Source organism: Leifsonia sp. C5G2 (assembly GCF_013359685.1).
In the GTDB taxonomy this organism is placed as follows: Bacteria; Actinomycetota; Actinomycetes; order Actinomycetales; family Microbacteriaceae; genus Leifsonia.
Genome location: NZ_JABFMV010000006.1, coordinates 189274 through 202734, shown reverse-complemented (window position 1 = coordinate 202734; position 13461 = coordinate 189274). Strand labels below are relative to the sequence as shown.

17 protein-coding genes are annotated in these 13461 nt (G+C 71.4%); 10 read left to right on the top strand and 7 right to left on the bottom strand.

The features are described 5' to 3' along the window. Positions 1 to 7 precede the first annotated feature (7 nt). Entirely contained in the window at positions 8 to 814 is an 807-nt protein-coding gene (locus tag HNO83_RS10430) for a CHAD domain-containing protein (protein ID WP_249776647.1), read from the bottom strand. 35 nt (positions 815 to 849) lie between these two features. On the opposite strand from HNO83_RS10430, the gene ftsY reads away from it, so the two are divergent. The 3 genes from ftsY to ffh all read left to right on the top strand — a co-directional run bounded on the left by ftsY (position 850) and on the right by ffh (position 3871). After that, positions 850 to 1725 (top strand): signal recognition particle-docking protein FtsY, encoded by an 876-nt coding sequence (gene ftsY / locus HNO83_RS10425; protein WP_175337453.1) that lies wholly within the window; start codon positions 850 to 852, stop codon positions 1723 to 1725. A 10-nt stretch (positions 1726 to 1735) separates the two neighbouring features. Then, positions 1736 to 2239 carry a DUF2004 domain-containing protein gene (locus HNO83_RS10420; protein ID WP_175337452.1) on the top strand — a complete coding sequence of 168 codons (504 nt, stop codon included), beginning with the start codon at positions 1736 to 1738 and terminating at the stop codon, positions 2237 to 2239. Positions 2240 to 2302: 63 nt separating this feature from the next. After that, positions 2303 to 3871, top strand: a complete 1569-nt coding sequence (gene ffh / locus HNO83_RS10415; protein ID WP_175337451.1) for a signal recognition particle protein — start codon at positions 2303 to 2305, stop codon at positions 3869 to 3871. Positions 3872 to 3881: 10 nt separating this feature from the next. On the opposite strand, the gene HNO83_RS10410 is transcribed toward ffh, so the two are convergent. The 4 genes from HNO83_RS10410 to HNO83_RS10395 all read right to left on the bottom strand — a co-directional run bounded on the left by HNO83_RS10410 (position 3882) and on the right by HNO83_RS10395 (position 7286). After that, positions 3882 to 4613, bottom strand: a complete 732-nt coding sequence (locus tag HNO83_RS10410; protein WP_175337450.1) for an SGNH/GDSL hydrolase family protein — start codon at positions 4611 to 4613, stop codon at positions 3882 to 3884. 82 nt (positions 4614 to 4695) lie between these two features. After that, positions 4696 to 5388, bottom strand: a complete 693-nt coding sequence (locus tag HNO83_RS10405; protein WP_349627128.1) for an SGNH/GDSL hydrolase family protein — start codon at positions 5386 to 5388, stop codon at positions 4696 to 4698. A gap of 50 nt (positions 5389 to 5438) precedes the next feature. Beyond that, the gene (locus HNO83_RS10400) at positions 5439 to 6104 is read right to left on the bottom strand and encodes an SGNH/GDSL hydrolase family protein (RefSeq protein ID WP_175337449.1); all 666 of its coding nucleotides are present in this window, start codon (positions 6102 to 6104) and stop codon (positions 5439 to 5441) included. A gap of 45 nt (positions 6105 to 6149) precedes the next feature. Continuing rightward, positions 6150 to 7286: a glutamate--cysteine ligase gene (locus tag HNO83_RS10395; protein ID WP_175337448.1), complete on the bottom strand. Its 1137-nt coding sequence runs from the start codon at positions 7284 to 7286 to the stop codon at positions 6150 to 6152. 182 nt (positions 7287 to 7468) lie between these two features. On the opposite strand from HNO83_RS10395, the gene rpsP reads away from it, so the two are divergent. From rpsP to HNO83_RS10375, 4 genes are read left to right on the top strand one after another with little or no spacing between them, the layout of a single operon-like run. Beyond that, complete coding sequence (gene rpsP, locus HNO83_RS10390; RefSeq protein WP_175337447.1) at positions 7469 to 7945, top strand: 30S ribosomal protein S16; 477 nt, start codon at positions 7469 to 7471, stop codon at positions 7943 to 7945. A gap of 4 nt (positions 7946 to 7949) precedes the next feature. After that, positions 7950 to 8180 (top strand): RNA-binding protein, encoded by a 231-nt coding sequence (locus tag HNO83_RS10385; RefSeq protein ID WP_115694959.1) that lies wholly within the window; start codon positions 7950 to 7952, stop codon positions 8178 to 8180. A gap of 1 nt (position 8181) precedes the next feature. Next, positions 8182 to 8805 (top strand): ribosome maturation factor RimM, encoded by a 624-nt coding sequence (gene rimM, locus HNO83_RS10380; protein ID WP_175337446.1) that lies wholly within the window; start codon positions 8182 to 8184, stop codon positions 8803 to 8805. Positions 8806 to 8865: 60 nt separating this feature from the next. Further along, positions 8866 to 9270 carry a hypothetical protein gene (locus HNO83_RS10375; protein ID WP_175337445.1) on the top strand — a complete coding sequence of 135 codons (405 nt, stop codon included), beginning with the start codon at positions 8866 to 8868 and terminating at the stop codon, positions 9268 to 9270. Here the strand turns inward: HNO83_RS10375 and HNO83_RS10370 are convergent. Then, on the bottom strand, positions 9267 to 9935 hold the full coding sequence (locus HNO83_RS10370; protein WP_175337444.1) for a GntR family transcriptional regulator: 669 nt from the start codon (positions 9933 to 9935) through the stop codon (positions 9267 to 9269). The genes HNO83_RS10375 and HNO83_RS10370 overlap by 4 nt on opposite strands. 46 nt (positions 9936 to 9981) lie before the next feature. Between HNO83_RS10370 and HNO83_RS10365 the strand changes: the two genes are divergently transcribed. Continuing rightward, complete coding sequence (locus HNO83_RS10365; RefSeq protein WP_175337443.1) at positions 9982 to 11193, top strand: MFS transporter; 1212 nt, start codon at positions 9982 to 9984, stop codon at positions 11191 to 11193. Between the two features lie 25 nt (positions 11194 to 11218). Then, the gene (trmD, locus tag HNO83_RS10360; protein ID WP_175337442.1) at positions 11219 to 11902 is read left to right on the top strand and encodes a tRNA (guanosine(37)-N1)-methyltransferase TrmD; all 684 of its coding nucleotides are present in this window, start codon (positions 11219 to 11221) and stop codon (positions 11900 to 11902) included. 97 nt (positions 11903 to 11999) lie between these two features. Here the strand turns inward: trmD and map are convergent, their stop codons facing one another. Next, positions 12000 to 12764, bottom strand: a complete 765-nt coding sequence (gene map / locus HNO83_RS10355) for a type I methionyl aminopeptidase (protein ID WP_175337441.1) — start codon at positions 12762 to 12764, stop codon at positions 12000 to 12002. 93 nt (positions 12765 to 12857) lie between these two features. Between map and HNO83_RS10350 the strand changes: the two genes are divergently transcribed. Further along, complete coding sequence (locus HNO83_RS10350; RefSeq protein ID WP_175337440.1) at positions 12858 to 13355, top strand: hypothetical protein; 498 nt, start codon at positions 12858 to 12860, stop codon at positions 13353 to 13355. Positions 13356 to 13461 lie beyond the last annotated feature (106 nt).

Here is a 13461-nt window from a genome sequence, read left to right as displayed (position 1 = left end):
GGCGGGCTCACCACTCGATCGCGTCGAGCGCCTCGTCCAGGCCGTCCAGCCTCTCCTCGGCGCGCCGGTCGCATTCGGCGGCGAGCATCGCGATCCCCGCGGTGGCCGACGGGCTGAGCCCGCGGCCGGCGGTGTGCTCGCGCAGGTGCCGGCCGAGCAGCACCAGGTCGCGGTGGTCGCCCAGACTGTCGTGCACCGTCTCCGCCGCCGCGGCCAGCCGGACGGCCGATCGCCCGCGGTCGTCGATGACGGCTTCCGCGGCGTAGCGGAGGCGGCGGGCGGCCTTCCGCAGCTCGTGACGCTGCTCCAGGGTGGTGCCCGTGTTGCGGCGTACGCGCTCAACGGCCTTCGCCAGGCCCTTCCGCGTGACGCGCCCGGGATGCGTGCGTCCGGCCTTCGCCAGCGGCGGGTCGGCCGCGAACCGCTGCAGGTCCGCCAGGAGCACGCGGTGGGTCCGCCCGCGCAGGTGCGAGAGCAGCTCGGCGAGCGCCCGGTCGTGGGCGTCGCGCGACTCCGCGGCCAGCGCCTCCACCGCATCCACGAGCTCGGGGGAGGACTCCGCCAGCAGCAGGTCCTCGAGGTCGCGGCTGCGCACCTCCAGGTCGCGCACGGCTCCGAGGCGCTCGCCCAGCCGGGTCAGCCGGTCGCGCATCCTGCGCGCCTCCTCGCGGTCGAACGCCTTCTTGTAGACGCTCAGGATGCTGCGCAGCCGCCGCACGCGCGTGCGCGCCTGGTGCACGGCGTCCTCGCCTCCTGTCTCGATCGCGACCAGCTGCTCGGCCAGCTCCGCGGAGACCCCCACCAGCGCGTACATGAGCACACCGTACATCCGCGGCTAGTCTGAGTGTCATGGCTGACCGCACCCCCTGGTCTCTGTCGGGCGCCCTCCGCGGGCTGTTCGCCAAGAAGACCATCGACGACGACACCTGGGACGACCTGGAGACCGCGCTGATCACGGCCGACTTCGGGCCCGATGTCACCGAGGCCGTCGTCGACGACCTCCGCGCCAAGGTCGAGCGCTACCACACGACCGACCCCGCCGACCTGCAGCGGATGCTGCGGGAGACGATGGAGGAGCGGCTCTCGAAGCTCGACACCACCCTGAAGCTGAGCGACCGCCCGGCGATCGTGCTCGTGGTGGGGGTGAACGGCGTCGGCAAGACCACGACGATCGGCAAGTTCGCCAAGTTCCTGCGCACGTACGACCGTTCGGTGGTCGTCGGCGCGGCCGACACGTTCCGCGCGGCGGCGGTGGAGCAGTTGGCCACCTGGGCCGAGCGCGCGGGGGCGGAGATCGTCCGCCCGCAGCAGCAGGGGCAGGACCCGGCGTCCGTCGCCTTCCAGACGGTCGAGAAGGCCAAGCGCGACGGCACGGAGATCGTCATCATCGACACCGCGGGCCGGCTGCAGACCAAGGGCGGCCTGATGGACGAGCTGTCGAAGATCAAGCGCGTCGTCGAGAAGCAGGCGCCCATCGCCGAGGTGCTGCTCGTTCTCGACGCGACCACCGGCCAGAACGGGCTCGCGCAGGCCGAGGCCTTCCTGGAGCACGCGGGCGTGACGGGTCTGGTCCTGACCAAGCTCGACGGCTCCGCGAAGGGCGGCTTCGTGCTGGCCGTGCAGGAGCGCACCGGCATCCCGATCAAGCTCGTCGGCCAGGGCGAGGGCATCAACGACCTGACCGGTTTCACGCCGCACGTGTTCGCGCAGCAGCTGGTCGGGTAGGGGAGCTTCGATGGCGATCGAGCACGATTTCTTCGGCCTCATCGACGAGACGGCGAGCGGCGGTCTCGCCTGGGACGACACGGTCGAGCTGGGCGACCAGGCGGTCGCGGTCGAGCTGCTGGCCGACGACGAGTCCGCGGTGCCGGAGTTCGCTCTGGACGCCGCGGCGGCGCTCATCCAGGCGCTGGAGGGCTTCGACGCCCGAGCCAGGGACGCGCTGGTCGCCGAGCTGAGCTCGCGGCAGTCGGCCACGACGAGCTACATCGACGAGCACGTGGACAAGCTGGGCGACAGCCTGGTCGACCTGCTGGTGTACAGCTCCGGCGACATCGCCATCGACGTGCTGCGGTCGCTCCAGCTGCTGACCGTCGTCATCCAGGCCGACCACGCCGATGAGGACGAGGTGTTCGCCACCTTCGACTACTCGATCGCGCCAGACGAGTCGGATGCTCTGCTCACGGTGTCGTTCGACGTGCGCGGCGACGTCGTCAACGTGGAGACGTCGGGCGACTGATGTCCGGCGACTGATCGGCGTTCACGGCGACCGGCCAACGTCGCCCGATAGAATCACTGCATCATGGCTACTTTCGGCACCCTGTCCGACCGTCTTGCGGACACCTTCAAGAACCTGCGCACCAAGGGCAAGCTGTCGCCGTCCGACGTCGACGGCACCGTGCGGGAGATCCGCCGGGCCCTGCTCGACGCCGACGTCGCCCTCCCGGTGGTCAAGGACTTCACCGCGAAGGTCCGCGAGCGCGCGCTGAGCGACGAGGTGAACAAGGCCCTCAACCCGGCCCAGCAGGTCGTGCAGATCGTCAACGAGGAGCTCGTCGCCATCCTGGGCGGCCAGCAGCGCCGGCTGGAGTTCGCCAAGCGTCCGCCGACGGTCATCATGCTCGCCGGCCTCCAGGGCGCGGGCAAGACCACGCTCGCCGGGAAGCTCGGCAAGTGGCTGGCGAAGGACGGGCACACCCCGCTCCTGGTGGCCGCCGACCTCCAGCGCCCCAACGCCGTCACGCAGCTTCAGGTCGTCGGCGAGCAGGCCGGCGTCGCCGTGTTCGCGTCGGAGCCGGGCAACGGCGTCGGCAACCCGGTGAAGGTCGCCAAGGACGCCATGAAGTTCGCCGAGACCAAGCAGTACGACACGGTCGTCATCGACACCGCGGGCCGCCTCGGCGTCGACGCCGAGCTGATGAAGCAGGCGGCGGACATCCGCAAGGCGACCGACCCCGACGAGGTGCTGTTCGTCATCGACGCGATGATCGGTCAGGACGCCGTGGCGACCGCCAAGGCGTTCCAGGACGGCGTCGACTTCACCGGCGTCGTGCTCTCCAAGCTCGACGGCGACGCGCGAGGCGGCGCCGCCCTGTCGGTCGCATCCGTGACCGGCCGCCCGATCATCTTCGCGTCCACCGGCGAGGGGCTCGACGACTTCGAGCCGTTCCACCCCGACCGCATGGCGTCGCGCATCCTCGACCTCGGTGACATCCTCACCCTCATCGAGCAGGCCCAGGAGGCCTTCGACGAGGAGGAGGCGCGCAAGGTCGCCGAGAAGTTCGCGACCGACAGCTTCACGCTCGACGACTTCCTCAAGCAGATGCAGCAGCTGCGCAACATGGGCTCCATCAAGAAGATGATGGGGATGCTGCCGGGCGCGGGCCAGATGAAGCAGCAGCTCGACAACTTCGACGAGAAGGAGATCGTGCGCACGGAGGCGATCATCCAGTCGATGACGACGTCCGAGCGCACCAACCCGAAGCTGCTCAACGGCTCCCGTCGCCTGCGCATCGCCAAGGGTTCCGGAACGACCGTCACCGAGGTCAACCAGCTCGTCACCCGCTTCGAGCAGGCCGCCAAGATGATGAAGACGGTCGCGAAGGGCGGCGTGCCGAACGTGCCGGGCATGGGCCCGATCCCGGGTGCCTCCTACGCCGGGCGCAAGCAGCAGAAGAACAAGAAGAAGAGCGGCTCGCGGTCGGGCAACCCGGCGAAGCGTGCGGCGGAGAACGCGGCCCTCGCGGCCGGCGTCAAGCCCGCCGGCGCCCCCGGCGGCGGCAGCGGGTTCGGCCTCGGATCGGGCGGCGCGAAGGATGGCGGCCCCTCCGAGGACGAGATGGCCGCCCTGCAGAAGTTCCTGGGCCGCTGACCGGAGTCGGCTAGAGCGCGAGGTCGAGCGGGCGCAGCTTCGACTCGATGGTGTGCGCCACGACCTCCTGGCCGGCCGCATTCGGGTGGATGCCGTCCTTCTGGAGCAGCTCCGGGTGGCCGACGAGCGGGAAGCCGATGTCGATCCAGGTGCCGTTCACGCCGCGAACCGCGTCCTCGACGATCCCATCGACGCGCGTCATGGTCGCGGGCGGCTGGTCGGAGCCCCAGATTCCCGTGATCCCGACGATGGTCGCCTTAGGGAACCGCTCGCGGAGCTCGCGCAGCATCCGGTCGGCGTTGGCGGTGACCGCGGCGGGGTCCTGCTCGCGGTCGTTGCGGGTGGCGGCCAGGAGGATGACCTGCGGGTGCAGGCGCAGAGCGGCGTCGACCTGCTGGCGGTAGGTGGACCCGTTCCAGCCCGGCTTCACGAAGCCCGAGCCCGACACCGCGAGGTCGGTGAGGCGCCAGCCGTGGGCCGCGGAGACGAGGGCGGGCCAGGCCTCGGCCGGGGTCACGCCCTTCCCGAAGGCGATCGAGTCGCCGATGGCGACGGCGTCCACCGTGTCCGTGCTGCCCGCAGCGGCACCGGCGACGGGGGCCGCGACGTCGCTCGGCTGAGCGGCGACCGGGCGCGCCGTCGGGGCGGCGGAGCAGCCCGCCAGGGCGAGCAGGGCGGCCGTCAGTGCGGCGGAGGCGGCAAGGGGGAGCCGGGTGCCGAGGCGTCGGGTACGGGTGCGCACGGAAGCGACGCTACGGCCTCGAACCTGCGAACAGCCTGTGACCGGCTTCCGGGAGTGTCGGAGTGGTGGTACCCGCCCGTCGTCACTCGCGCGAGAGCAGTGCGGCGACCTTGTCCGCCACGGCCGTCGCGACCTGCTGCTGGCCCGCGACGGTCGGGTGCTTGCCGTCGATCAGCAGCTCCGGGTGCCCGGTGAACGGCTGGCCGAGGTCCACCCACGATCCGCGGACGTCGAGGACGGCCGCACGGACGGCCGCCCTCACGGTGCCGACCTGGGGAGTGGGGGTGTCGGCTCCCCAGATCGGGCTGACGCCGATGATCCGGGTGTCGGGGAGCGCTGCGCGCAGACGCTCCAGCGCCGAGGTGGCGGCGGCCGCGAGGGTCGCCGGAGGCGCGTCGACGTCGTTGCGCGTGGCGGCGACGATCACGATCTCGGGTCGCAGCCGGATGACGGCGCTGACCTGGTCGTCGAAGGTGTGCGAGCTGCCGCCCTTGCGGGTGAAGCCGGAGGCGCTGTCGGCCAGGTCGGTGAGGTTCCAGCCCAGGCGCCGGGCGACCAGGAGGGGCCAGGCGTCGTCGGCCGGCACGCCGTACCCGATGGCGATCGAGTCGCCGATCGCCGCGGCGGTCACCGGACGCGGCTCCGCCGTCGCCGTGGCCGTGGCCGTCGGCTGAGCCGCCTGGCCGCCGGTCGCCGTGCAGCCGGCCGTGGACAGGACGAGCGCTCCGGCGAGGAGGGCCGTGGCGAGAAGGTGGCGGGGGCGTCGGTTCGTCACGCCTCAGAGCATATGCATGCATTCTTGGAGGCTGCCGGGCCGGGAGCCGCTCAGTCGGGGAGCTGCGCCTCGACCGCCGCGGCGATGGCCTGCTGCCCGGGCAGAGTCGGGTGCTCCCCGTCGTCCTGCACGAGGCCGGCGAGACCGCGGTACGGCTGACCCAGATCGAGCCATGTGCCGCCGTCCGCCTCGACGGCCTTCTTGACCGCCGCGTCCAGCGGGGCGAGCTCGTCGTCGCCCGCCTGTCCCGTCAGCGCGTTGAAGCCGACGATCCGCGTGTGCGGGAGCGCCGAGCGGATCTGATCGACGGCCTTCTCGACGGCCGCGGACACCGTCGCCGGGTCGGTGCCGAGGTCGTTGTCCGACGCGCCGATGAGCACGAGCTGCGGGCGCGACGCGATCGCGGTCGCGACCTGCGCGGAGAAGTCGCCCCCGTCGGATCCCTGCGCGACGAAGCCGGCGCCCGGGACGCTGAGGTTGCTCAGCCGCCAGCCCCGGCTGGCGGCCACCAGAGCAGGCCACGACTCGTCGGGGTCGAGGCCGAGTCCGGACTCGATCGAGTCGCCGATCACGGCGACCCGCTCGGCTCCCGCCGGCACGACGGCATCCTCCAGCGGACCGGCGGACGCCACCGCGCACCCCGAAAGAGCGACCAGCGCCAGGAGCGCGGCCGTCATCGCGGCCGCGGCTGCGGCGAGAGGACGGCGGGCAAGCATGCGAACACGGTACGCCCGGATCCTATGGATCCGCTGCCCGATTCGTCAGCGCGCGAGGCCGCTGCGCAGCTCGTGCGTGAGGGAGCTGACCACCGCCTGCAGGCTCCCGCCGTTCGCCTCGGCGACCGCCAGCTGCCGCTGGTAGCTGGCCCCCGCGTCCAGGATGGTCAGGACCGTCGCGAGTTCGTCGACGCAGCCCAGCCGCTCGGCCTCGGGCTGCAGGTCCTCGACGAGGTCGCGCAGGTCGTCCGAGACCAGACGCTCGCTGCCGTCCGGGGCCAGGATGATCTCGGCGTCGAGCCCGTACCGGGCCGCACGCCACTTGTTCTCGCGCACGAACCACGGCTGCAGCGTGACCGGCTCCACACCCTCGTCCAGCTGACCGGACATGCGGTCGGTGAGGCAGTGGATGAGGGCCGACACCGCGCCGACCTCGTCGGCCGTCGAGAGCCCGTCGCAGGCCCGCATCTCCACCGTGCCCCACTTCGGCGACGGCCGGATGTCCCAGCGCACCTCGCTGTGGTCCTCCACGACACCGGTCGTCACGAGGTCCTGAACGTACTCCTCGTAGTTCGCCCAGGTGCCGAACTGGTACGGGAGGCCCGCGGTCGGGAGCTGCTGGAACATGAGCGCCCGGTTCGACGCGTACCCGGTCTTCGCCCCCGCCCAGAACGGGCTCGAGGCGCTCAGCGCCTGCAAGTGCGGGTAGTAGGTGAGCAGCCCGTTCACGATCGGGAGCGCCTTGTCGACGGAGTCGATGCCCACGTGCACGTGGATTCCCCAGATCATCATCTGCCGGCCCCACCACTGGGTGCGGTCGAGCAGCCGGTCGTACCGCTCGTTCGGCGTGACCTTCTGGTCGAACCATTGGGCGAACGGATGCGTCCCCGCGCACATGAGCTCGACGCCCAGGGGGTCCGTGACCTCGCGCACGAGGCCGATCAGCTCCTGCAGATCCGTGATCGCGGCCGGGACCGTCTTGTGCACGCGGCTCACCAGCTCGACGGTGTTCAGGAGCAGCTCGTGGGTGATCTGCGGGTGCTCCTCGCCGTCCGGCGTGCCCAGCTCGCGCAGCACCTCGTCGGCGATGTGCACGAGGTCGCCTGTGGCGCCGTCGACGAGCGCCAGCTCCCACTCGATACCCACCGTGGAGCGCTCGGACTCCGAGAATTCGATCTGCATGCGTCGGGTACCGTCCATCCGATTGTTCAAAGCGGCGCAATGTCTGACAGAATAGCTAGTTGAGTTCGACGTACCCGACCCTCTATCCGGTGCGTGGGACGAACACTAGACCTCCTGCCGCGTGTGCCCCCACGCCCACGGCAGTCAGTTCGACACAACTCATCCACTCACACAGGAGAATCGTGGCTGTAAAGATCCGACTGAAGCGCCTGGGCAAGATCCGCGCTCCGTACTACCGCATCGTCGTCGCCGACTCGCGCACCAAGCGCGACGGTCGTGTCATCGAGGAGATCGGTCTGTACCACCCGACCGAGGAGCCCTCGCGCATCGAGGTCGACTCCGACCGTGCGCAGTACTGGCTGAGCGTCGGCGCCCAGCCGACCGAGCAGGTCACCGCGCTGCTGAAGCTCACCGGCGACTGGGGCAAGTTCAAGGGCGACAAGAACGCCGTCTCGACCGTGAAGGTCGCCGACGAGAAGGTCGCGTTCGTCGCCGACGAGAAGAAGAAGCCGGTCCTCAAGCCCAAGGCAGAGAAGCCCACCGCCGCTGAGGCGGAGGCCGTCGTCGAGGCCGAGGTCGAGCGCGAGGAGGCCGACGAGGCCAACGTCGTCGCCGAGGCCGAGGCCATCGCGGAAGACGCTTCGGACGAGAAGGCCTGACGTCTTGCTCGCACCCGCGCTCACGCACCTGGTCAAGGGGATCGTCGATCACCCTGACGACGTCCACGTCGTGGCCAAGAGCTCCCCGCGTGGCGAGGTCCTCGAGATTCGCGTGAATCCCGAGGACCTCGGCCGGGTGATCGGCCGCTCCGGCCGGACCGCCAAGGCGCTCCGCACGCTCGTGACCGCGCTGGCCGACGGCCGGCGCGTCCGTGTCGACGTCGTCGACGACTGAGGTGGCCGACCACAAACTGCCTCGCAAGGAGGTCGCGCCTCGGCCCGATCAGACCGAGCTGCGCGTCGGGCGACTCACGAAGGCCCACGGGCTGAAGGGCGCCCTCAAGCTGGAGCTGTACACGGACGAGCCGGAGAAGCGGTTCGTCCCCGGGGCCGTCTTCACCCTGCAGGTGCCGACGGCGTCCAAGTGGCACGGCAAGACCCTCGAGCTCCGCGAGCTGCGCTGGTACAACGGCCACCCCGTCGGGTTCTTCGAGGGCGTCGACGACCGTACCGAGGCGGAGACCCTCGTCAAGGCCATCCTCTGGGTGAGCCAGGACGTGAAGGAGCTGCCGGAGGAGGACGACGCCTGGTACGACCACCAGCTGGTCGGACTGGACGCGCTCCGGGACGGCGCCAGTGTCGGGCGGGTCGTCCGCGTCGACCACCTGCCGGCCCAGGACCTGCTCGCGATCGCGACCGGGAACGGCGAGGTGCTCGTCCCGTTCGTGAAGGCGATCGTCCCGGAGGTCGACCTGGCCGCGGGGACGGTGACGCTGACGCCGCCGGCCGGGCTCTTCGAAGAGCTGCCGGACGACGACCCGGAACCTGCGGGCGACGAGCCTGCGGGCGACGAGGACTGAGAGGGCGACCCGGACGGGTCGCCCTCTTCCCTTTCCCCAGGACAGATGGTGGAATGCGGCATGGCCGCTTACGTGATCGACGCCTCCGCCGCCGTCCGTCTCGCCGAGTCCGGCTGGCGCGGTGGACATGATCTACTCGCGCCGACCCTGCTTCGCTCGCAGACCCTCTCCTCGCTCCATGCCGACACCGTCGCGGGCCGCCGGGCGGACGACGACGCGCGCGGCCTCCTCGCCGCCGTGGACGCCCTGAACGTGCGCCTGCTGGGCGATCGGGTGCTGCGCCGCACCGCGTGGAAGGTCGCGTCCGAGCTGGGCTGGGCGGAGACCGAGGCGGCCGAGTACGTGGCGCTCGCGCGGCTGCACACGGACGCCCTGGTCAGCGATGCCCCGGCGCAGTATCCCGGCGCCGACCGGCTGGTGCGCATCGCCCCGGTGTCGGAGCTGCTGGACGCCCCCCGCGGCTAGCGGACGATCGCGAGGCCGCGCCCGCGCAGCATCCGGGCGTCGGCATCCAGCGCCTGAAGCAGACGCTCGTGCGTGCCGACGATGTGGCGGTGGATGAGCTCTGCGGCCTCCTCCGGACGCCTCTCGGCGACGAGCCGCAGAATCTCGCGGTGCTCGTCCCACGCCTCCTCGCTGCGCGCCACGAGCCAGCGCGAGCGCGCGAGCCGGGTCATGGCGGAGCCGACGGCATCGGCGAAGAAGTGGTTGCCCGAGAGTGCGGCGAGCCGGACGTGGAAGTCGGTGCCGGCGCGCACCGCGTCGTCGGCGGGCTGGTCGCGGTCGACGGTCTCCAGGTCGTGTGCCAGCGCGGCGATGTCGGCCTCCGGTGCACGCTCGCAGGTGAGCCGGACCGCCGCCGTCTCGACGGCGTCCCGCAGCTCGCTGAGGCGCGCGATCTCGCCGAGGTCGATGGGGGAGACCTGCCAGGCCCGGCCGTCGCGGCCCACCAATCCGTCGGCCTCCAGCCGCATGAGCGCGGCGCGGAGCGGTGTGCGGGAGGCGCCGAGCTCGGCTTCGAGGCCGCGCTCGGTGAGGCGCGAGCCGGGGACGCGGTCCAGGTCGAGGATCTGGGCCCGGAGGCGGTGGTATACGCCGGACGGCTCGTCGACGGGCTGCAGCTCGGACACGGTCCTCCTTTGGTATACCGGCTTGGTATACCGCTAGGGTATACCCATGATCGGCACGCGCGCACGTCATCCACGCCCCTGGCTGATGCTGGCCTTCGGCGTCCTCGCGCAGGCGAGCTCCACCGTGTTCGTCTCGACTCCCGCCTTCCTCATCCCGCTGCTGCACACCGAGCGCGGGCTGAGCCTGGCGCAGGCCGGACTGCTCGCCTCGGCGCCGACGCTCGGGCTCGTGCTCACGCTGATCGCCTGGGGAGCCCTCAGCGACCGGATCGGGGAGCGCTGGGTCATCGCCTCCGGTCTCGCGGTGACGGCACTGGCCGCCTTCGCCGCGATGTTCACCGCCTCCTACCTGGCGCTCGGCGCGCTGTTCCTGGTCGGCGGGATGGCGTCCGCCAGCCCCAACGCCGCCAGCGGCCGGGTGGTGATCGGCTGGTTCCCGAAGGAGCGCCGGGGGCTCGCCATGGGCATCCGGCAGATGTGCCAGCCGCTCGGCGTCGCGATCGCCGCGGTGACGGTCCCTTTGCTCGCCGCGACGGGCGGCATCGCGGCCGCGCTCGTCGTCCCCGCCGTGCTGTGCGCGGTGTCCGCCGTGCTGTGCGCGATCGGCATCGTCGACCCGCCGCGCCCGCCGCGCCGTGCGGCCGAGGGGGAGGAGGCGCACCCGCAGGCGGCCTGGCGGCCGTACCGGGAGACGTCGCTGCTGTGGCGCATCCACGGGGTCTCGATGCTGCTCGTCGTTCCGCAGTTCACGGTGTCCACGTTCGGGCTCGTCTGGCTGGTGTCGCAGCTGCACTTCCCATCGCTGGCGGCAGGCATCGTTATCGGCGTCAGCCAGTTCGCCGGGGCCATCGGCCGCATCGGCGTCGGCGTGCTCAGCGACCGCGTCGGCAGCCACCTGCGCCCGCTGCGCTGGGTCTCGCTGTGCGCTGTGGCCGTCATGCTGCTGATGGCGGCGGCCTCCGCCCTCGGATCGGTCGCCGCGGCCGTCATCCTCATCGTCGCCGCGATCGTCACGGTCGCCGACAACGGGCTCGCCTACACGTCGGTCGCCGAGATCGCCGGACCGTTCTGGTCGGGACGCGCGCTCGGCACGCAGAACACCGGCCAGTTCCTCGCCGCCTCCGTCGTCGGGCCCGCGGTCGGCGCCCTCATCGGCTGGGTCGGCTACCCGCTCGCCTTCGCGCTCGTAGCGGTGTGCCCCGCCGTCGCGACGCCCCTCGTGCCGCGCGACCGGGAGCTGGCCGTCGTGCCGGCGTGAAGCCGCGCCCTCCTAGACTTTCCCCATGCGCATCGACATCGTCACGATCTTCCCGACCTTCTTCGATGTGCTCGACATCTCCCTGCTCGGCAAGGCCCGCCAGTCGGGGCTGATCACGCTCGGCGTGCACGACCTCCGCGACCACACGCACGACCGGCACCGCACCGTCGACGACACGCCGTACGGCGGGGGAGCGGGCATGGTGATGAAGCCGGAGCCCTGGGGGGAGGCGCTCGACGGCATCCTGGAGGGCGCGTCCGACCCGGTGGTGATCTTCCCGTCGCCGGCCGGTGAGGTGTTCACCCAGGCCACGGCGCGCGAGCTGGCGCAGGAGCAGCACCTCGTGTTCGGCTGCGGCCGGTACGAGGGCATCGACCAGCGGGTGTTCGACGACACGGCCGCGCGCGCCCGGGTGCGGCTGATGAGCATCGGCGACTACGTCCTCAACGGGGGAGAGGTCGCCACCATGGCGATGATCGAGGCCGTCGGGCGGCTCATCCCCGGCGTCGTCGGCAACCCGGAGAGCCTGGTGGAGGAGTCGCACGAGGACGGGCTTCTCGAGTATCCGAGCTACACGAAGCCCGCCGTCTGGCGTGGCCGGGAGGTGCCCCCGGTGCTCCTGTCCGGCAATCACGGCGCCGTCGACGCCTGGCGCCACGAGCAGCAGCTGGCGCGCACCCGCGCCGTCCGTCCCGACCTCCTCCCGTAACCGGGCGCCCAAGCCAACAGCTCCTGAGTTGTTCGACCCCTCGGCGGCGTGTCGGGTCGAAGAACTCAGGAGCTGTTGGCGTGGAGGGGAGGGAGGGTCAGGGGGCGGTGAGGACGAGAGGGCCGTCGGGGGTGATGGCGATGGTGTGCTCGGAGTGAGCGCCGCGGGAGCCGTCGGCGCTGCGGAGGGTCCAGCCATCGGGGTCGGTGTAGATCTCGTCGGTGGTCTCCAGGAACCACGGTTCGATCGCGATCACCAGGCCCGGGCGAAGCGGGTAGCCGCGACCGGCGCGGCCGTCGTTCGGGATGTGCGGATCGCCGTGCATCGTCCGCCCGACGCCGTGACCGCCGAACTGCGTGTTGATGGAGTAGCCCTCCGCATGCGCGACGGCGGCGATCGCGGCCGAGATGTCGCCCACCTTCCCGCCGGGCTGCGCGGCATGGATGCCGGCCGCCAGAGCGCGGCGCGTGGTCTCGATGAGGCGCAGGTCCTGGTCCCGGGGCGTGCCGACCACGAGGCTGACGGCCGAGTCGGCCACCCACCCGTCGACGCTCGCCGCGAAGTCGAGCGTCAGGAGGTCGCCGTCCTGCAGCCGGTAGTCGTGCGGGAGCCCGTGGAGCACCGCGTCGTTGACGGAGGTGCAGATCACCTTCCCGAACGGGCTCGCTCCGAACGAGGGGTGGTAGTCGATGTAGCAGGACTCGGCCCCGCGGCGCCGGATGAGCTCGTGCGCCAGGGCGTCCAGCTCGAGCAGGTTCACGCCCACTTTCGCGGCGGCCGCGGTCTGCGCCAGCACGTCGGCGACGAATTGCCCGGCGGGGCGCATCTGCTCGATCTCGGCGGGCGTCCTCAGCTCGATCACACGGGCTCCTCTCATCGACGACGACTCCAGTCTGTCAGGTGGGCGCGGCAAACCCGCAGCCCCGGCACAGCCGCCCGCGGCTACCCTGGAGGCGTGATCATCCGCAAGGCGTTCTACTGGTGGCTCTTCCCGTCCGCCGTCGTGCTGCCCGCGTGGCTGCTCGTCGGCTGGGCTGCCTTCAGCCAGGGAAGCGGCTGGTCGTTCCTCGGCCTCCTCGTGCTGTGCCCGATCCTGTTCGTCGCCATGCTGGTCGTCGGAGGCATCGTGATGGCCCGGCGCAGTGTGCGAGAGCAGCGCGCGGTCTCGTGGTGGGATGTGGCGCTCTTCGCTGTCTGGCACCTCTCGATCATCGGGTTCGGCTTCTTCCTCCCCGGCGCCACCGGCTGGTTCGCCGTGCTCGGCATCCTGCTGTTCGCCGCCATCTTCTGGGTGTCTCTGTGGGAGCTGCTGACCGAGACGCGGGCCCGCGTCCAGCTCACCTTCGAGGCGTACCAGCGGGCCGCGCAGCCGCGCGAGGTGCCGGATGCGCCGGGCGAGTCGGTCGACGGCGGCGAGTACATCGTCATCGAGGAGCAGCGCGAGCGCGACTGAACCGCCGTCCGCTTTGGCAAACAGGCCCCGCGTCTGGCAGAATTGACCCTTGTGCCGCGGCCAGGCTCTGCCACAGGGGAGCCAGCACTTCTCGCGGACACCCACT